19 protein-coding genes are annotated in these 16,345 nt (G+C 73.0%); 11 read left to right on the top strand and 8 right to left on the bottom strand.

Annotated elements, in window-relative coordinates:
* The first annotated feature begins 108 nt into the window (after window positions 1–108).
* The 3 genes from AB0C12_RS42315 to AB0C12_RS42305 all read left to right on the top strand — a co-directional run bounded on the left by AB0C12_RS42315 (window position 109) and on the right by AB0C12_RS42305 (window position 2,422).
* Complete coding sequence (locus tag AB0C12_RS42315) at window positions 109–768, top strand: GntR family transcriptional regulator (protein ID WP_360556699.1); 660 nt, start codon at window positions 109–111, stop codon at window positions 766–768.
* A gap of 140 nt (window positions 769–908) precedes the next feature.
* Complete coding sequence (locus AB0C12_RS42310; protein ID WP_360556698.1) at window positions 909–1,646, top strand: CDP-alcohol phosphatidyltransferase family protein; 738 nt, start codon at window positions 909–911, stop codon at window positions 1,644–1,646.
* Complete coding sequence (locus AB0C12_RS42305; RefSeq protein ID WP_360556697.1) at window positions 1,643–2,422, top strand: FkbM family methyltransferase; 780 nt, start codon at window positions 1,643–1,645, stop codon at window positions 2,420–2,422. The genes AB0C12_RS42310 and AB0C12_RS42305 overlap by 4 nt, the downstream gene beginning before the upstream one ends.
* Window positions 2,423–2,427: 5 nt before the next feature.
* On the opposite strand, the gene AB0C12_RS42300 is transcribed toward AB0C12_RS42305, so the two are convergent.
* From AB0C12_RS42300 to AB0C12_RS42275, 6 genes are all read right to left on the bottom strand, one after another.
* Window positions 2,428–3,045 carry a DUF308 domain-containing protein gene (locus AB0C12_RS42300; RefSeq protein WP_360556696.1) on the bottom strand — a complete coding sequence of 206 codons (618 nt, stop codon included), beginning with the start codon at window positions 3,043–3,045 and terminating at the stop codon, window positions 2,428–2,430.
* A 100-nt stretch (window positions 3,046–3,145) separates the two neighbouring features.
* Window positions 3,146–4,912 carry a sulfate permease gene (gene sulP, locus AB0C12_RS42295; protein WP_360556695.1) on the bottom strand — a complete coding sequence of 589 codons (1,767 nt, stop codon included), beginning with the start codon at window positions 4,910–4,912 and terminating at the stop codon, window positions 3,146–3,148.
* Window positions 4,876–5,466: a hypothetical protein gene (locus tag AB0C12_RS42290; protein WP_360556693.1), complete on the bottom strand. Its 591-nt coding sequence runs from the start codon at window positions 5,464–5,466 to the stop codon at window positions 4,876–4,878. The genes sulP and AB0C12_RS42290 overlap by 37 nt, the downstream gene beginning before the upstream one ends.
* A 12-nt stretch (window positions 5,467–5,478) precedes the next feature.
* Entirely contained in the window at window positions 5,479–5,931 is a 453-nt protein-coding gene (locus AB0C12_RS42285) for a hypothetical protein (RefSeq protein WP_360556691.1), read from the bottom strand.
* 16 nt (window positions 5,932–5,947) lie between these two features.
* Window positions 5,948–6,346, bottom strand: a complete 399-nt coding sequence (locus AB0C12_RS42280; RefSeq protein ID WP_360556689.1) for a hypothetical protein — start codon at window positions 6,344–6,346, stop codon at window positions 5,948–5,950.
* Between the two features lie 161 nt (window positions 6,347–6,507).
* Entirely contained in the window at window positions 6,508–7,029 is a 522-nt protein-coding gene (locus AB0C12_RS42275) for a DUF1269 domain-containing protein (RefSeq protein ID WP_360556687.1), read from the bottom strand.
* A gap of 285 nt (window positions 7,030–7,314) precedes the next feature.
* Here AB0C12_RS42275 and AB0C12_RS42270 point away from each other — a divergent pair, with 285 nt between their 5' ends.
* The 3 genes from AB0C12_RS42270 (at window position 7,315) to AB0C12_RS42260 (ending at window position 9,060) form a co-directional block, all read left to right on the top strand.
* Window positions 7,315–7,854: a hypothetical protein gene (locus AB0C12_RS42270; protein WP_360556686.1), complete on the top strand. Its 540-nt coding sequence runs from the start codon at window positions 7,315–7,317 to the stop codon at window positions 7,852–7,854.
* A gap of 235 nt (window positions 7,855–8,089) precedes the next feature.
* Window positions 8,090–8,629 carry a hypothetical protein gene (locus tag AB0C12_RS42265; RefSeq protein WP_360556684.1) on the top strand — a complete coding sequence of 180 codons (540 nt, stop codon included), beginning with the start codon at window positions 8,090–8,092 and terminating at the stop codon, window positions 8,627–8,629.
* Window positions 8,626–9,060 (top strand): RDD family protein, encoded by a 435-nt coding sequence (locus AB0C12_RS42260; protein WP_360556683.1) that lies wholly within the window; start codon window positions 8,626–8,628, stop codon window positions 9,058–9,060. The genes AB0C12_RS42265 and AB0C12_RS42260 overlap by 4 nt, the downstream gene beginning before the upstream one ends.
* A 1-nt stretch (window position 9,061) precedes the next feature.
* On the opposite strand, the gene AB0C12_RS42255 is transcribed toward AB0C12_RS42260, so the two are convergent.
* Window positions 9,062–9,826 (bottom strand): metallophosphoesterase, encoded by a 765-nt coding sequence (locus tag AB0C12_RS42255; RefSeq protein WP_360556682.1) that lies wholly within the window; start codon window positions 9,824–9,826, stop codon window positions 9,062–9,064.
* A 139-nt stretch (window positions 9,827–9,965) separates the two neighbouring features.
* On the opposite strand from AB0C12_RS42255, the gene AB0C12_RS42250 reads away from it, so the two are divergent.
* The 5 genes from AB0C12_RS42250 to AB0C12_RS42230 all read left to right on the top strand — a co-directional run bounded on the left by AB0C12_RS42250 (window position 9,966) and on the right by AB0C12_RS42230 (window position 15,536).
* A complete protein-coding gene (locus tag AB0C12_RS42250; protein ID WP_360556681.1) occupies window positions 9,966–10,829 on the top strand; it encodes a M48 family metallopeptidase in 864 nt (287 codons plus the stop codon).
* 172 nt (window positions 10,830–11,001) lie between these two features.
* Window positions 11,002–13,629 (top strand): LuxR C-terminal-related transcriptional regulator, encoded by a 2,628-nt coding sequence (locus AB0C12_RS42245; protein WP_360556680.1) that lies wholly within the window; start codon window positions 11,002–11,004, stop codon window positions 13,627–13,629.
* Between the two features lie 57 nt (window positions 13,630–13,686).
* A complete protein-coding gene (gene ppk2, locus AB0C12_RS42240) occupies window positions 13,687–14,562 on the top strand; it encodes a polyphosphate kinase 2 (RefSeq protein ID WP_360556678.1) in 876 nt (291 codons plus the stop codon).
* Window positions 14,563–14,595: 33 nt separating this feature from the next.
* Complete coding sequence (locus tag AB0C12_RS42235; RefSeq protein WP_360556677.1) at window positions 14,596–14,838, top strand: hypothetical protein; 243 nt, start codon at window positions 14,596–14,598, stop codon at window positions 14,836–14,838.
* A 68-nt stretch (window positions 14,839–14,906) separates the two neighbouring features.
* On the top strand, window positions 14,907–15,536 hold the full coding sequence (locus tag AB0C12_RS42230; RefSeq protein WP_360556675.1) for a potassium channel family protein: 630 nt from the start codon (window positions 14,907–14,909) through the stop codon (window positions 15,534–15,536).
* Between the two features lie 5 nt (window positions 15,537–15,541).
* Here AB0C12_RS42230 and AB0C12_RS42225 read toward each other — a convergent pair.
* Window positions 15,542–16,345: cation:proton antiporter (locus AB0C12_RS42225; protein ID WP_360556673.1), on the bottom strand; the 804-nt coding region annotated here is incomplete at its 5' end.

Below are 16,345 nucleotides of genomic sequence, written 5' to 3'. Positions count from 1 at the left end.
CATCGCCGGACCGGCTCCCGCCGCCTCTATGCAATATATTGCGTGCAGAAGACGACGACAAGGCGCGCCATCATTGCGCGAAATCGCACACTGTGTGCAATATGGTGCATGCCGATTCCCTCGGGCGGCCCCGCCGTGGACCGCTCATTGCTGCGCGACGATGTCTACCGGCGCCTGCGCGACGCCATCGTCGACGGCACCTTCCAGCCCGGCGAGCAGCTCAAGGACGGCGAGCTCGCAGCATGGCTGGGGGTGAGCCGCACCCCGGTACGCGAGGCCCTGCTGCGCCTCGGGGCCAGCGGCCTGGTGGTGGCTCTGCCGGGACGGTCGACCAGAGTCAGCACCATCGACTCGCCGGCGGTGCGGGATGCCCGCGACGTCATCGCGGCCATGCACGAACTGGCCGTGCGCCAGACGGCCGGCCGGCTCGGCGCGGACGACATCGCTCGCATGCGGGAGGCCAACCGCCGCTTCGCCGCGGCGGTGGACTCCGGCGACATCGACGCGGCCCTGGACGCCGACGAGGAGATCCACCGGGTCCCGGTCACCGTGCTCGGCAATCGCGCGATCGAGACCGTGCTCGACCAGTTCGACCCCCTCGTCCGCCGGGCGGAGCGGCTGCGCTTCGGCAGGGACGGCCACGCGTCCGTCGAGCTGCACACGCGGCTGATCGAGCTGATCGCGGCCGGCGACGCGCCGGGGGCCGCGTCGGTGGCGTTCGACATCTGGCACACCCTGCCGCCCGAGGACCGCGCCGAAGGAACCTGACCGGTCCGGGCATCGAGGGCGGTGATGCTTCAGCCGATCGCCCAGGGGTAGTGCGGGATGAACCGATCGCTGCTGTGAGCCGTGTTGAGAGAGACGGCCACCATGCGCGCGCTCCGGCGCGCGCTCATCAGGAGGAACACATGACGCTTCTCGCCCGTCGCGAGATGACCCTGCAGATCCATCCGGCCGGGCTCGGCGCCGCCGTGCAGGCCGGTGTGATCATGTCGCTGGCGGCGACCGTGGGACTGGGTGCGATCGGCTGGGCGACTGGCGTGGCGTTCGGCGTACTGGCCTGGTCCGTGCTGGCCGAGGGGATCCGCCGGACCGGGGCGCGCAGCTGGGGGCCGGCGGACACGATCACCCTGGTCCGCCTCGCCCTGACCGGTGGCGTCGCCGCGCTGGTGGCGGAGGCGCTGGCCGGCCGCACGATGCTGATGACGCTGGTCGGCCTGGCCGCGGTCGCGGCCGCCCTGGACGCGGTCGACGGTCAGGTGGCCCGGCGCACGAAGACCACGTCGGCGTTCGGTGCCCGCTTCGACATGGAGGCCGACTCCGTCCTCGTGCTCATCCTCAGCCTGTTCGTCGCCAGCTCGCTCGGCTGGTGGGTGGCCGCGATCGGCCTTTTCCGGTACGCGTTCGTCGCGGCGTCCTGGGCCTGGCCGTGGCTGCGGGGCTCACTGCCGCCGCGGATGGTGCGCAAGGTCATCGCCGCCCTGCAGGGTGCTGTCCTGGTTGTCGCCAGCGCCGATCTGCTTCCCGTCTGGCAGGCACAGATCGTCGTGGCACTGGCGCTGGGCTTCCTGACCTGGTCCTTCGGGACGGATGTGGTGTGGCTCCGGAGCCGGCGCAGCCTCGCCACGGCCGGCGGGCAGGCATGACTCAGATTGCTCGTGCAGCGACACTCAAGACCGATCCCGCGTACGCCGCGATCCGCCGCTCGCTGGACTACTACTACGGCGACACGGGCCAGGACGCGGCGATGGACGCCCTGTACGCGCAGTTCGTGCGGCCCGGCGACCTGGTGTTCGACATCGGGGCCCACGTCGGCGACCGGATCGGCAGCTTCCGGCGGCTGGGGGCGAAGGTGGTCGCCGTCGAGCCCCAGCCGCTGTGCGCCCGCGCCATCCGGGAGATCTACGCCGACGACGCGGATGTGATCCTCATCGAGGCTGTGTGCGGTGCGTCCGAGGAACCGGTCTTGCTCTTCGTCAACTCCGCCAACCCCACGGTCACCACCGCGTCGACGGAGTTCGTGGCGGCGGCCGACAACGCCGGCGGCTGGCATCAGGAGGTCTGGGACGCCGAGATGCGGGTGCCGGCCGTGACCCTCGACGGGCTGATCGAGCGCTACGGAACCCCCGCCTTCGTGAAGATCGACGTCGAGGGCTACGAGGATGTGGTCCTGTCCGGCCTCAGCCACCGCCTGCCGGCCCTGTCCTTCGAGTTCACGACGATCCAGCGCGACGTGGCACAACGCTGCCTGGACCGGACAGCAGCGTCGGGGGCCGTGCTCTGCAACCGGGCCATGGGGGAAAGCATGCGGCTGGAACTCGGCGAGTGGGTCACCCCGCAGACCATGGCCGACCAGATCATGGCCCTCCCCCACGAGGCCAACGCCGGTGACGTCTACTGCCGGGCGCTGCCGGCCCGGTGACCTGATCAGCCGATCGCCGGGTCCGGCTTCCCGGCCGCCCGGCGCAGCACCAGGGCCAGCACGACCTCGGAGATGCCGACGACCAGGCTGCTCAGGCCGGTCAGGATCACCAGCGTCGCCAGGGACACGTCGGGGGCCAGCAGGAAGACGACGCCGGCGGCGAAGGACACCAGGCCGACGAAGATCAGGGCCAGGCGGGCCGGTCCCCGGCGTTGCAGGCCGAGCAGGATCTCGGTGAGGCCACTGAGGACCCAGGTCACCGCGAACAGCAGAGCCAGCACGGCGAGCCGGCTCACCAGGTCGCGCAGGCAGATCAGGCCCGCGATGAGGACCACGACGCCGACGATCCCGGAGAAGATGTGCCGCACGATGCTTCCGCTGCCGGGCAGGAACGCGCCGATGATCCGCGCCACCCCGGCCAGGAGCAGCCACACCCCGGCGAGGGCCGACATGACCCGCAGCGAGACGTCGGGCCAGAGGAGCACCGCGGCGCCGAAGGCGATGCCGAGAATGCCGGTGGCCAGCACGGTCCCCCACGGGACCGGGATCGACCGGAGCTCGGCGGTGGCGCTCGGCCAGCTGACCGCTGTGTCGCTGCCGGCTTGTGCGGATGTCTCGGTCATGCTGGCCTCCCGGCATCTACCCGTACGCTGCGGCGCGATCGCCATGCCGAGCAAACCCGGGTACGCGCGACGGGTCATCATCCGCAGCGGGGGAACCGGGTCATGCGCCTGCCGCCGTCCAGACCTCACCGGTACGCGCCCGGTACGCGGCGACGGCCTCGTCCAGGGTCGCGAAGAAGTGCTCGGGTCCGATGGACTCGGTCAGGCCGTAACGATCGAGTTTGCGCCGTACCGGATCCTTGAGCTCGGCCCACACCAGGGTCGTGCCCCGCTCCCGGAGCTCGGCCACCAGCGGTCCGAGCATGTCCGCCGCGGTGGTGTCGACGTCGGTGACGGGTTCGGCCGCCAGCACGATCCAGACCGGCTGCGGGTCGGTGCGGGCCAGGCGCCGGAGCTGGTCGCGGAAGACCCGGGCGTTGGCGAAGATCAGCGGTGCGTCGAAGCGGTACAGCACCAGCCCGGGCAGGTGCTCGGCGTCCGGGTACGAGCGCACGTCGTGGTAGCCGGGCACGTCCGCCGCCCGGCGCAGCTCTGTCTGGTACGGCCACCACACCCGCCGGAACACGTTGAGCACCGACAGGCCGACCGCGACAGCGATGCCGGGCAGGACCCCGAGCAGCGCCACGCCGAGGAACGCGGTGAGGCAGACCAGGAACTCCAGGCGGCGGCGGCGCCAGAGCCGTACCGCGCCGGGGACGTCGGCCAGTGACAGGGACGCGGCGATCACCACGGCGGCGAGCGCGGGCTGCGGCAGGTTGCGCAGCAGGCCGGGGGTCAGCACCAGCATGACCAGGATGACGGCGGCGCCGACGACCCCGGTCAGCTGGGTGCGGGCCCCGGACTGCGCGGCGACCGCGGTGCGCGAGCCGCTGGTGCTGACGGGGAAGCCCTGGAAGAAGGACGCCGCGACGTTGGCCGCGCCGACCCCGATCATCTCCTGGTCGGCGCGGACCTCCTGGCCCGTGCGGGCGGCGAACGACGACGCGGTGGAGATCGTGTCGGTCAGCGAGACGATCGTGATGCCGACCGCGCCGGCCAGCAGCAGCACGAGTTGGGACCAGGACGCGTGTGGCACGGTGAAGGGCGGGAAGCCGGCCGGCAGCGGCCCGACCAGGTCCACGCCGTGCTCGCCCAGGTCCAGCAACGAGGTCGTGCCGATCGCGGCGGCCACGGCGAGCAGGACGGCGGGCACCTTGGGCAGCCAGCGTTGCAGCGCCACGATGATCGTCAGGGTGACCAGGCCGACCACGCAGGCGGCCGGCACGGCGTCGCCGTCCGCCAGCCCCCGCACGAAGCCGGTCGCCTCCCGGACCAGCCCTTCGGCGTCGACCGAGAACCCGCACAGTTTCGGCAGCTGGCTGACGAAGATGGTGACGGCCAGGCCGTTCATGTAGCCGATCTGAGTGGGTTTGGAGAGCAGGTCGGCGATGAAGCCGAGTTTGGCGATGCCGGCCACGGCCATGGTCACGCCGACCAGCAGAGCGAGTATCGAGGCCAGGCCGATGGCCACGGCCGGGTCGCCGCCCGAGCCGAGGGTGCCGATGAGCACCGCGGCGATCATCGGTCCGAGCGAGGAGTCGGGCCCGACCACCAGGACCCGCGAGGCGCCGAAGACCGCGTAGGCGAGCAGGCCGAAAACCGTGGTGTACAGGCCGGTGATGGGGGGCAGGCCGGCGAGTTCGGCGTACGCCATGCCCTGCGGGACCAGCAGGCTCGACAGCACCAGGCCGGCGACGACGTCCTTGGCCAGCCAGCGCCGGCGGTAGGTGGTGACGGCCCGTACCCCGGGCATCCACCGGGCGGCACCCGTCGGCTGTTCCCGCGGCCCGGTCATCGCCTGCTCCAGCCCGGGCCGACGATCTGCCATTCCGCGTCCCACGAGCGCAACCGGCGGCGATCGAGGTGCCGGACGACAGCGCGCCGGACGCCGGCCAGCAGGACGACCACGACGCTGACCGCGGCGGCCGCCGCCGCCGAGGCGTTCAGAACGGGGTTGTGCCGGCGGGGCGGTGAGGTCAGGGCTCCGCGCTCGTCGACCCAGACGGCCACGGTGGTGCCGGCCCGCGTGCCGACCTCGACCGGGATCGTGCCGACGACCACGCTGCCGCCGGGACCGGTCCAGCGCGCCGGCACCAGCACGTGCTCGGGGCCCGGCAGCTCCGGGTCGCCGGCGGCCGGGCGGGCGGTGGTGGCATCCCGTACGAGGACCGCGGTCGCCGCGTAGCTGTGCCCGGCCGCCCACTCGTTCGCGCGTCGCTCGGTGCCGTACGTCGTGCTCGCCGTCCACCAGGCGACCCACGGCACGACCAGGAACGCCGCCAGGATGACGGCCAGGGTGAGCCACACCTGGATCGTGTCCGACCCGCGGCGTAGCGGAACCCGGCGCCACGGCAGCTGGCTGACCATCCGCCTGCCCCACATGTGCTCTCCTTGTCAGGTCTCGCCGTACGCGTCGGCGACCTCGGCCCCGTGCACGGCCACCGCGTAGGTGACCACGGTGATCATGGTGAGGGCGATGATGGACACCGCGGGCCAGACGGCGATGAAGGCGAAGTTGACCAGCGCGGCCACGCCGGCCAGGAGCACCGCGGCCAGACGGGCCCAGCCGTGCCCGCGGACCAGGCCGACACCGACGATCACCGCTGTGGCGCCGAGGACGATGTGGAACCAGGCCAGGGCGTCCATGCTCACGGGCAGCAACTGATCGGCGCGTCCCCCGGCCAGCACCTCGGGCCGGGCGAGCGCCACCAGGCCGGTGCCGAGGTGAACGGCACCGAGCATGACGAACATGAGCGCGCCCAGCAGCACCCAGCCGGCCCACGCCGTGGCCGTGCTCCGCTCGACGCCCGGGTAGGGCGTGGTCGGCGCCGGACCGCTGCCGTTCATGGCGTCCCTCCCCGGCTCAGCAGGTGCCGGACATGGCGTCGCCGAGGACCTGCAGGCTCGACCGCAGGGCGCCCAGCGTGGTCCGGACCTCGGCGAGGTGAGCCACGTCGGGCGATTGCCGGGCCGCGGCGACGCTGGTCGAGACCTGGTCGGCGGCGGTCCGCACCATGTCGGCCTCCGGCCCGAACTGCGCGGAGGCTTCGGTGAGCAGCACGCCGACATCGGCCTTCAGCTGCCGGAGGCCGGCCTGCAACGGGGCCAGGCCGTTCTCCGCCACGTTCGCGTTGCGGACCTGATGCATCGTCGTCTGGACAGCGACGAGGCTGTCGCACACCGGCGGCTGATCCGTGCCGCAGCCGCCGAGGACGAGCGCCACCGCTGTCACGGCGGCGATCCGGGTGGTCATCCGTTTCATGGGCCGAGCCTCACTTCCGCAGTCCGGTGGCGCGTCATCTCGCGGGGATGAACACCGCGGCAGCGGCCGGCCGGCCTACGTACGTCCGCGGGGCCGGCATCCCGGTGGTCCGCCGCCGGCTCAGCTCCACGGCGGAGCCGGAGCCGGTGACGGACCGCTGATCACAGGTTGGCGGTGGCCGCCGGTTCGGCCGGCGCGCCGTCGCCGTGCAGGGCTGCCTGCAGTTCCGCCTCGGTCTCCTTGGGCAGCGACGACTTGAGCACCGTGCCGCCGAACCGGGCCAGGCCCTCGACGGCCTTGTCCGGCGTGACGTGCTCGACCACCAGGAACAACGCCGACGTCCCGGGCTCGAGCATGTCGCGCACCTGGGCCTGGAACTCCTTGTTGATCGCGCCCTTGGTCATCTTGCCCATCAGCGCTCCGAGCCCGGCGCCCACCGCCATCCCGAGGAACGGGATGAAGAACAGCACGCCGAACAACAGCCCCCAGAACATCCCCCAGGAAGCGCCGCCGGCCACCTGGTGATGGTTGGTGGTGACGTGGAACTTGCCCTCCCGGTCGCGACTGATGGCCGCGATGGCGTCGGGCTGGATGATGAGGTCCTTGGCGAGGCTCTGGGCCTCCAGCGACGCGGCTGTCGCGGTCGTCTCGTCGGGGTAACCGATGGCGACAAGTGTTGCCATGATTCGAACACATCCCTTCGCTGATCTGCACGGCCGGCGTCGTCCCCGGCGTCGGCACCAGTCAGCCACGCCGGCCGGGGGGCGGACCTCATTCCGGGCGAATGAAGCTGCGCCGGTGCCCCGGCGCCGCGGGGCGGCCCCGCACCCGCGTCACCCCACCGGCGTCACCCGCGCCGGATGAGGCGCCGACCGGGCGTCCGGCTGAAGGATCGGCTACGGGTGGGTCACGGCCGGACCGCGTACGCCATGGCCCCGCCTTCCGTCCGATCAGCGAAGGAGTGGCAGATGGCCATCGGACCGGTTCAATTGATCGTGCTGGGTTTCACGCACCCCGATTTCCACGGCGAGGTCATCGCCGAGCTCGAGAAGCTGCGGCAGAGTGACACCGTCCGCGTCATCGACGCCCTCGCCGTCTACAAGAACGCCCGCGGCGACGTCGAGGTCGAGCACCTGAGCAACCTGACCACGCCGGAAGCCATCGAGCTGGGCAGCAAGATCGGCGCGCTGATCGGGCTCGGCATCGACGGCGAGGCCGGCATGCAGGCCGGCGCCACCGCCGGGGCCCAGGCCGCCGTGGCCGGGCTCAAGGCGTTCAGCGACGAGGACGCCTGGGACATTCTCGCCGACATCCCCGACGACTCCGCCGCGGCACTGCTGCTCATCGAGCACCACTGGGCCGTGCCGCTGCGCGATGCCATCGCCCGGGCCGGCGGCTTCCGCCTCAACGACGGCTTCATCAGTCCCCTCGACCTCGTCGGGATCGGGCTGACCACCGCCGCGGAGGCCCAGGAGCTGCACGACCTCGAAACGGCGGGCGCCCGGTAGGCGTCCGCCACGACCGCAGAAGGAGGTAGGAACATGTTCGGATCCCGCCGGGTGGCCCGGCGCACAGCACGCCGCACAGCACGCCGGGTGTCGCGCCGCCGCCGCTGACCGTCGACCGCACAGATGCAGCCGGAGCACCGCTGTCCGGCTGCATCGGCGTGTCTGCTCCGGGCGGGGGCCCGGTCATCCGTTGCGGGTGGCGCGTCCGGCGCGCACGGCGGCGCATCGTGAGGGCATGACCAGCACGGATCCGTACTCGGCTTCCCTGTCCCCGGCGGACTCGCCGGCGGGCACCGCTCAACCGGCGGCCCGGCGAACGTTGCCGCGGTGGGGTGACACCATGGTGGGCGCCGCCTTCACGGCTCAGAGCGCCACGACGGAGGCGGCCGCCGTGCTGCGCCGGCACCTGGACCGGCTCGCCCAGCGGGGCGCCTCGGAACGGACCCGGTGGCGGCGGCGGGCCGAGGAGACGGCCCGGAGCGCGATGTCCACGGTCGCGACCGCTCCGATCATCGACCGCGTCGTGGACGGCCAGCTCGAGCGGATCCTGCGGCCGGTGGTGCTCGCCGTCCTCGACGACGTCCTGCTGCTGCTGGAGAAGGAGCCCGAGCGGATCCAGACGCTCATCCGGGGCCAGCGCGAGAACATGGTCGACGAGCTGGTCGGACGCCTGCGGTCCGGCGCGCAGGCCGGCGACACGGCGGTCGACCGGATGAGCTTCCGGGTGTTCCGCCGCGGGAACCGCGCCGAGCCCGGACCGCCGCTCGACCTATGAGCACCCCGGCCGTGCGGGAGTACGCCGGTCCGGTCAGCCGGGCCGTCGCGTACCTGCTGGACGCCTTCGTGGTCGCCGCCCTGGCCACGGCGGCCGCCGCCGCAGCCGCCATGATCACCTCTGTGCTGGGGGCGCGGCTGCACGACGCGGCCCTCGCCGTCGCCTCGGCCGGCCTGGTGCTGCTGCCGGCCCTGCTGGCGACGTACTGCGCCGCGTTCTGGGCGCTGGCCGGCCGGACCCCGGGGATGGCGGTGCTGGGGCTGCGGGTCGTGGCCACCCGCCGCCGCCGGCTGTCGTGGCCGGTGGCGCTGCTGCGGGCCCTGGTCCTGGCGTACTTCCCGATCGGCGCGGGGTGGGCCCTGGTGGACCGCCGGCGGCAGGCTGTCCATGACAAGGTGGCGGGCACCGCGGTCGTGCGGACCGCGCGCTGACTCAGGCCGGCCGGGCGAAACGCCGTACGCTTCCGGTCCGCCACCCGCCGGCGGTCTGCAGCCGTTCCTCGACCACGACGGTGGTGCGGTCCACGCGGACCACCGTCCACGAGCGACCGGTGCCGCGGGTACGCCGGCTGACGGCGGTGCCGGCCACCACCTCGACCGGCTCGTGGGCCGTGCCGTCCAGCCGTACGAGATCCGCCCGGGGCACATGGGTGTGCCCGGCCAGGATCAGGTCCACCCGGGCGGCCCCGATGGCCCGCATCAGCCGGGTCCGCCCGGCCATCCGGGCGAGGCCGCCGGCCCGCGGCGGGTGATGCAACGCGAGCACGCGGACCGTGCCGGCCGGAGCCGAACCGAGCACCGCGACGACCGCTTCGCTCTGCTGCCGCGACACCCGTCCGCTCTTCCACCGCCACGGCGGGCTGGTGTGCAACCCGATCACGGTCACGCCGGGCAGCCGCAGCACGGGATCGAGGTCCGGGTGGATCAGCCGTCGGTAGCGCCGGTACGGCCCCACCAGCCGGTCGGTGCTGACCAGCGGCACGTCGTGGTTGCCGGGCACCACCAGCAGCGGCGCCGGCAGCCGGTCGAGCAGGGCCCGGGCCAGGCGGAACTGCCCGGCCCGGGCCCGCATCGAGAGGTCACCCGTGACCACCGTCAGCGTGGGAGACACCCGGGTGACGTCGGCCGCCACGGAGGCCACCGCGGCCGGATCGTGCGCCCCCAGGTGCAGGTCGGACAGGTGTGCGATGACGAGCACGGCCACCTCCGTCGCAGCTCACCGGCCTGCCGGCATTCTCCGGCCGGGGCGGGCGCACGGGCCTCATCTCGGCGGGGTGAGGCCGCGGGCGGGCCCGGCAGCGCACGCTCGGCGGCACAACCGAAACAGGAGGATCGCTGTGTCGACGTCCAAGCAGAACACTCTTCCCGCCGGCCGGCTGCGGCACCCCGCCGAGCTGCCGTTCTTCATCTTCATGGTGGTGCTCAACCTGGTCATCGTCGGCCTCATCGTGCAGGCCGCCGTGCTGCTGCCGGGCCTGCCCGAGCGGCTCCAGGACACCGGTTGGTCCACCACCGTCCGCAGCGCGCTGCTCGGCCTGCTGCTGCTGGTCCCCACGCTGATCGTGATCCGCGAGACTCAGCGGGCGTCGACCCGCGGGACAGCGGTCGAACTGTCCCCGCGGCAGTATCCGGAGCTCTACCGGACGGCGGACGCCTTCGCCCGTCGTCTCGGGCTGCGCCGGCGCCCGCAGATCTACCTCGGCAACGGCAACGGCGCGCTGAACGCTTTCGCGGCCCAGGCCACCGGACACGACTACGTCGTGCTGTCCAACGAGCTCTTCGTGAACCTGTACCACAACAATCGCGACGGTCTGCGGTTCATCCTGGGACACGAGCTCGGTCACATCCGGCTGCACCACGTCTCGCTGTGGTACCAGCTCGCGGTCGCCTACTCGGAGCGGATCCCGCTGCTGGGACCGGCGCTGTCCCGGCTGCGGGAGTACTCGTGCGACCGGCACGGCGCCCACCTGGCCCCGACGGGCATGACGGGTCTGGTGCTGCTGGCCTCGGGCCGGCACACCGAGCAGGTCGTCGACGTCGACGAGCTGGTCCGGCAGGGCCGGTCGCTCAGGGGTTTCTGGGTCACCGTGTCGCAGCTGCCGCGCTCCCATCCGTTCACGGTCCGCCGGCTGGAGCGCCTCTACCGGCTCGGGTTGTTCCACCCCCGGATGCGGGAGGCGGAGACCGAAACGCCGGTCTGAGCCGGCCGATGCACCGGGTGACTAATCCGTTTCGGACGATGTGGGCACCCGGAAGATCCGGAAGGGTAGGCATTCAGGTCCGTGATTGGGTTCGTCCCGAGGAGGTCCCGTGCGCGCCGAGCTCGCCCGTCCCACGCCCGTCATCAGTCCGGGGACGGATGATGATCCACTGATGCCGGCCCGGTTCGAGATCCCGGCACAGCCGCGTTTCCTGGTGGCCCGCCCCCGCCTGCTCGACGCGCTGCCCGACCGCGCCGACGTACCGGTGACCCTGGTGGTGGGACCGGCCGGCAGCGGCAAGACCCAGCTGGTGGCCTCCTGGGCGCACGACCGGTGCCGGGACGCCGTCGCCTGGGTCACGCTCGAGCACGACGACGGCGGAACGGCGACTTTCTGGGCCTATGTCGTGGCGGCGCTGCGCCGGGCGGGGGTGCCCGTCTCGCCGTCACCGGCCGCGGACCCGGGCCCGGACGGAGCCGACCGGTCGTTCCTCGTCCGGCTCTCCGCGGAGCTCGCCGCCCAGCCCGCGCCGCTGCTGCTGGTGCTCGACGGCACGGGGTTGATCGAGGGCGATCGCTGGGCCACGGAACTGGAATTCGTGCTGCGGCACGCCGGCCCGATGCTGAAGCTGATCATCATCGGACGCTGGGATCCGCCGCTGCCGCTGCACCGGTACCGGCTGGCCGGCCGGCTGGCCGAGATCCGCACCGAGGACCTGGCCTTCACCGCCGGTGAGGCCGAGGAACTGCTCACCCTGCACGGCGTCGAGCTGAGCCGGGCCGGGCTGGCCACCCTGCTGGAGCACACCGAGGGCTGGGCCGCCGGCCTCCGGCTGTTCGCCCTGGCCCTGCAGGGCAGGCCGGACGCCGACCACCTCGTCGGCACCATCACCGGCACGGAATCCGGGGTCGCCGCCTACCTCGCCGACGAGGTGCTCCGCCGGCAGCCCGCGCACGTACGGAGCTTCCTGCTGGAGGCCGGCATTCTGGACACGTTCACGCCGGAGCTCGCGGAGGCGGTGACCGGACGGACCGACGCGCGGCGGCTGCTCGTCGACCTGCAGCGCCGCAACGCCTTCGTCCAGCCGGTGGCCGAGTACTCCACGGCGTACCGGTTCCACCCGCTCTTCGCCGAGCTGCTCCGCGCCCAGCTGCTGTGCGAGGATCCGCGCCGGGCCCGGGAGCTGCACAGCCACGCGGCGCGCCGGCTGGCCGGACGGGGTCAGACCGCCGACGCCGTCGGCCACGCCGTCGAGGCGCGGGACTGGCCGGCGGCCGCCACCATCGCCGTCGACCACCACGCGGTCGGCCGCCTGGTGACCGAGGGACGAAACGGCCGGCTCGGCACCCTGCTGGCCCAGCTCCCCCCGGACTGCGCCAGCGCCGAGGCCGCCATTGTGTCAGCGGCGCTGGCTCTCGCCGACGCCTCGACCGACCAGTGCGCCCACCAGCTCGCCCGCGCCCAGGAGCTCGTCATCCGCCGCGACTGGGAGTACAACCAGGCGCTCGCGCTGGCCGACTCGATCCTCGGTGTGCTGCTCGCGGCCACCCGGGGCGACCATGCGCAGGTGCTGCAGCTGAGCCCGGCGACCGAGCAGGCCCTGGCCCAGGCACCGCCCGAGGTGACGGCGGCCCACCCCGAGCTGCGCGCCCTGATGCTGGCCGCTCGGGGCATCGCGCACAGCTACGCCGGCGCGGTCGACACGGCCGTGTCCTGCCTCACGGAGGTCGTCGCCGCGCCGGCCCCGGGCTACGAGGACCTGACGATCAACTGCCGGCAGCACCTCGCGCTGATCGAGGCCCACCGGGGCCGGCTGCGGCAGGCCGAGAAGCTGGCCACCGAGGCCACCGACGACGCCGACCGGTACGGCACAGCGCCGGCCCGGGTGGCCCGCCTGGTCCTGGCCTGGGCGGCGGTGGAACGCGACGACGTCGAGAACGCTGCGCGTCACTTCCGGACGATCGGTCCGCCACCCCGAGGGTGCGACGACGCTCTCGCCGCCGCGGTGTCCGCACTCGTGCAGTCCCGCCGGATGGTGTTCCGCGGCGATCTGCGCGGCGCGATACGCCTGATCACGCAGATCCGGGCGGCCCCCGGGACGACATTGCCCGAATGGCTCGTCCGCGAGCTGACCGTCTCCCACGGGCGCCTGCTGATCAGCGCGGGCCGCCCCGGCGAGGCGCTCGAGACGGTCGCCGGGACCGCGCGGCCGTACCCGCCGGACGTCGTCGTGCTGCAGGCCGAGGCCCTCGCCGCCGGCGGTGAGCCCGGGCAGGCCGCGGAGATCCTCACCCCGGTCCTGACCGTCGCCGGGCTGCCGCCGGCGGTCTGCGTGGACGCCTGGCTCATCCGGGCGAGAATCGCCGAGCAGCTCGGCGAGGCGGACGAGGCGCGCCTGGCTCTGCGGCACGCCGTACGCGCTGCCACCCCACTGGGCCGGCGCCGCGACGTCGCCCTGGTCCGGGGCCGCCTGAGCGGGATCGTCGGCGACGATCTCGCCGCGCAGTACCGGGCGTGGGCCGGGGAGACGCCGGCCACCGGCGGCCGCACCGACCGGGTGCCGGGCGTCGACGACCTGGTCATCGTGGAAGCGCTGAGCCCCCGGGAGATGGAGGTGCTGCAGAGCATGGCGGCGCTGCTGCCCACCGAGGAGATCGCCGCGACGCTCTACGTGTCGGTCAACACGGTGAAGACCCATGTCCGCAGCATCCTGCGCAAGCTGTCGGCGGGACGGCGCAACGAGGCGGTCCGCCGGGCCCGCTCGCTGGGACTCATCCCCGACGTCACTCACCCGGGATGAGCCACCGGCCGCCGCGATGACCCAGGCTGAGGACCAGCCGGCAGAAGGAGGAGCACGATGGCCTCGTCACCGCCCTCGGCGGACATCCCATCGGCGTATCAGGAGGCGATGCAGGACCTTGCCGCGTTGCGGCGCAAGCGGGCCGCACTGAGGCGCAAGCTCAGATCCGATCGTCAGCTGCGACCGTGGCAGGTCGAACTCCTCAAGCTCCAGCGCTACCTCGAGGACGAGGGCCTGCGCATGATCGTGCTCTTCGAGGGGCGCGACGCGGCCGGCAAGGGCGGCGCGATCCGCCGGGTCACCCGGTACATGAACGAGAAGCACTACCGCGTCGTCGCGCTCGGCCGGCCCAGCGCGGAGCAACGGTCACAGTGGTATTTCCAGCGGTACGTGGCGCAGTTCCCGATCGGCGGAGAGATCGTGCTGTTCGATCGCAGCTGGTACAACCGCGCGATGGTCGAACGGGTCTTCGGCTTCTGCAGCCGCAAGGAGTACCAGGACTTCCTGCGCGGGGTGACCGGCTTCGAGCGGGACCTGGTGCGGCAGGGCACGGTGCTGGTGAAGCTCTACTTCAGCGTCACCAAGGAGACCCAGGCCCGCCGCTTCGAGCGCCGGCTGACCGACCCGCTGCGCCGGTGGAAGCTCAGCGAGATCGACATGCAGGCGCAGAGCCGCTGGGACGACTTCACCGACCGCAAGTACGAGATGCTGCTGCGGACCAGCACCAGGGCGGCCCCCTGGGTGATCGTCCGCTCGAACGACAAGCAGCAGGCCCGGCTGAACGCGATGAAGGTCATCCTGGGCGCGGTCGACTACAAGGACCGCAACCCCGACCTCGACTTCACGCCGGATCCGCGGATCGTCGTCCCGGGCCGGGAGGAGATCGCCATGATGCAGGCCGAGTTCCGGCGCAACGGCAGGTTCACGGGATGACGGGCCGGCGGACGCGGCCCGGAGGCCGGGCTCATGCTTGAGGCGTCGTACCAGGTCAGGGTGTCCGGGGTCATCCCGGCCGAACTGCTGGCGGAGCTGCGCGACCTGACCGTCAGCGTGGAACCGCCCGAGACGGTGCTGCACGGCTCGCTGCCGGATCAGTCCGCGGTCGTGGGGCTCATCTCTCGGCTGCACGGGCTCGGCCTGCGCCTGATCGAGGTGCGCCGGCTGCCCGAGGAGGAATATCCGCAGTCGCCGCCCGACCCGGCGCGCTGAACCGGCCCGGCAGCATGGAGCGGGGCGCACTGCGACGGCCGCCGCGACACGGGTACGGCCTCGTCCTGATGCTGATCGTCGCCACCTACGTGCTGGCGCTGCTGCCCGGTGACCGGTGGCTGCCCACGGTGCTGCTGGTCGTGCAGACCGGCACGGTGTGGCAGGCGTTACGGGTGTCGCGGGCCCGGCCGGTGGTCCGGGCCGTGTCCGCCGCCGTCGTCGCGCTGGCCCTGGTGGCGGCGGCGTTCGCGCTGTTCGCCCCGGGCACCACCCTCACCGGGCTGACCTTCCTGGCGGCCGGCGGCCTCTATCTGGTCGCGCCGGTCTCGATCGTGCGCGACCTCGGCGTGCACCGGCGGGTCGACCGGGAGACGATGCTCGGGGCGCTGGCCGCGTACCTGCTCATCGGGATGGCGTTCGGCTTCGCGTACGCCTTGGTCGGGGCCCTGCAGCCGGGACCGTTGTTCGGTGACGCCGGCGATCCGGCGCTGTCCCAGGCGCTGTTCTTCAGCTTCGTCACCATGACCACGACCGGCTACGGCGACCTCGTGCCGGTGACCAACCCGGCGCAGAGCATCGCCGTCCTGGAGGCCCTGATCGGCCAGCTCTTCCTGGTGACCGCGGTGGCCAAGGTGGTGGAGAACTGGCGGCCGCGGGGCTGGCGGCGCACCACCGAGGACACCGGCGAAGCATCCTGACCCGCTCAGGACGAACGTCCGCCCGATGAGCGCCGCAGCCGCGCGGCCGCCGCCGGTTCACCGGCCGCCGGGGCGCCGGCCGCCGAGGTGTGCGCACCGAACCGGGTGGCGCCCGGACCGGCACTCACGCCGTGGGCCACCACACTGAGCAGCACGGTCAGCACGATGGCGGCGACGGCCGGAGCGGCACTCTCCCCCAGCTCCTCCACCGCCAGCAGCGCGAAGACCACCGACGCCAGGCCGCGCGGGCCGAACCAGCCGATGAACACCACGGTACGGCCGCCGAGGCGGGTACCGATCAGGCTCAGGGCGACCGGGACCATCCGTACGGCGGTCAGGCTCAGCACCGCGTACAGCAGCAGCGCGAGGTCGACCCGGCCGTACAGCAGCGGCACCGCGAACGCGCCGAACAGCAGCCAGACCAGCAGCGACGCCAGGCCGGCCGTCTCCTCCACGTAGAACACCTCTCGGGGACCGCCGCGGCCGGCGACATGACCGAACGCGATGCCACCGGCGAACGCGGCGACGAACCCGTTGCCGTGCGCGGCCACGGATGCCGCGTACGCCCCCAGGGCCAGCGCCAGCACCGCGGGCCCGGCGAAGCTGTCGTCCGTCCAGCCGCGCCGGCCGGCCGCCCGCAGCAGCCATCCGCCGGCCGCACCGACAGCGGCACCGATCAGCGCCCCGCCGGCCAGCTGCAGGACGGCCTCGGCCGCGTTGGCGCCCTCGTGCCCGTGAGCGGACGCGGCACCGGCCAGCGCGACCAGCACGACCGGGGTGACGATGCCGTCGTTCAGCCCGCTCTCCAC

It is taken from the genome of Actinoplanes sp. NPDC048967, assembly GCF_040649415.1.
GTDB lineage: Bacteria > Actinomycetota > Actinomycetes > Mycobacteriales > Micromonosporaceae > Actinoplanes.
This window is presented reverse-complemented; position numbering and strand designations above follow the sequence as displayed.

What these genes read in the sequence shown, in the direction of transcription:
- AB0C12_RS42315 (WP_360556699.1), top strand. Translation starts at nt 109, where the DNA reads ATGCCGATTCCCTCGGGCGGCCCCGCCGTGGACCGCTCATTGCTGCGC.
- AB0C12_RS42310 (WP_360556698.1), top strand. Translation starts at nt 909, where the DNA reads ATGACGCTTCTCGCCCGTCGCGAGATGACCCTGCAGATCCATCCGGCC.
- AB0C12_RS42305 (WP_360556697.1), top strand. Translation starts at nt 1,643, where the DNA reads ATGACTCAGATTGCTCGTGCAGCGACACTCAAGACCGATCCCGCGTAC.
- AB0C12_RS42300 (WP_360556696.1), bottom strand. Translation starts at nt 3,045, where the DNA reads ATGACCGAGACATCCGCACAAGCCGGCAGCGACACAGCGGTCAGCTGG.
- sulP (WP_360556695.1), bottom strand. Translation starts at nt 4,912, where the DNA reads ATGGCAGATCGTCGGCCCGGGCTGGAGCAGGCGATGACCGGGCCGCGG.
- AB0C12_RS42290 (WP_360556693.1), bottom strand. Translation starts at nt 5,466, where the DNA reads ATGTGGGGCAGGCGGATGGTCAGCCAGCTGCCGTGGCGCCGGGTTCCG.
- AB0C12_RS42285 (WP_360556691.1), bottom strand. Translation starts at nt 5,931, where the DNA reads ATGAACGGCAGCGGTCCGGCGCCGACCACGCCCTACCCGGGCGTCGAG.
- AB0C12_RS42280 (WP_360556689.1), bottom strand. Translation starts at nt 6,346, where the DNA reads ATGAAACGGATGACCACCCGGATCGCCGCCGTGACAGCGGTGGCGCTC.
- AB0C12_RS42275 (WP_360556687.1), bottom strand. Translation starts at nt 7,029, where the DNA reads ATGGCAACACTTGTCGCCATCGGTTACCCCGACGAGACGACCGCGACA.
- AB0C12_RS42270 (WP_360556686.1), top strand. Translation starts at nt 7,315, where the DNA reads ATGGCCATCGGACCGGTTCAATTGATCGTGCTGGGTTTCACGCACCCC.
- AB0C12_RS42265 (WP_360556684.1), top strand. Translation starts at nt 8,090, where the DNA reads ATGACCAGCACGGATCCGTACTCGGCTTCCCTGTCCCCGGCGGACTCG.
- AB0C12_RS42260 (WP_360556683.1), top strand. Translation starts at nt 8,626, where the DNA reads ATGAGCACCCCGGCCGTGCGGGAGTACGCCGGTCCGGTCAGCCGGGCC.
- AB0C12_RS42245 (WP_360556680.1), top strand. Translation starts at nt 11,002, where the DNA reads ATGCCGGCCCGGTTCGAGATCCCGGCACAGCCGCGTTTCCTGGTGGCC.
- ppk2 (WP_360556678.1), top strand. Translation starts at nt 13,687, where the DNA reads ATGGCCTCGTCACCGCCCTCGGCGGACATCCCATCGGCGTATCAGGAG.
- AB0C12_RS42235 (WP_360556677.1), top strand. Translation starts at nt 14,596, where the DNA reads ATGCTTGAGGCGTCGTACCAGGTCAGGGTGTCCGGGGTCATCCCGGCC.
- AB0C12_RS42230 (WP_360556675.1), top strand. Translation starts at nt 14,907, where the DNA reads ATGCTGATCGTCGCCACCTACGTGCTGGCGCTGCTGCCCGGTGACCGG.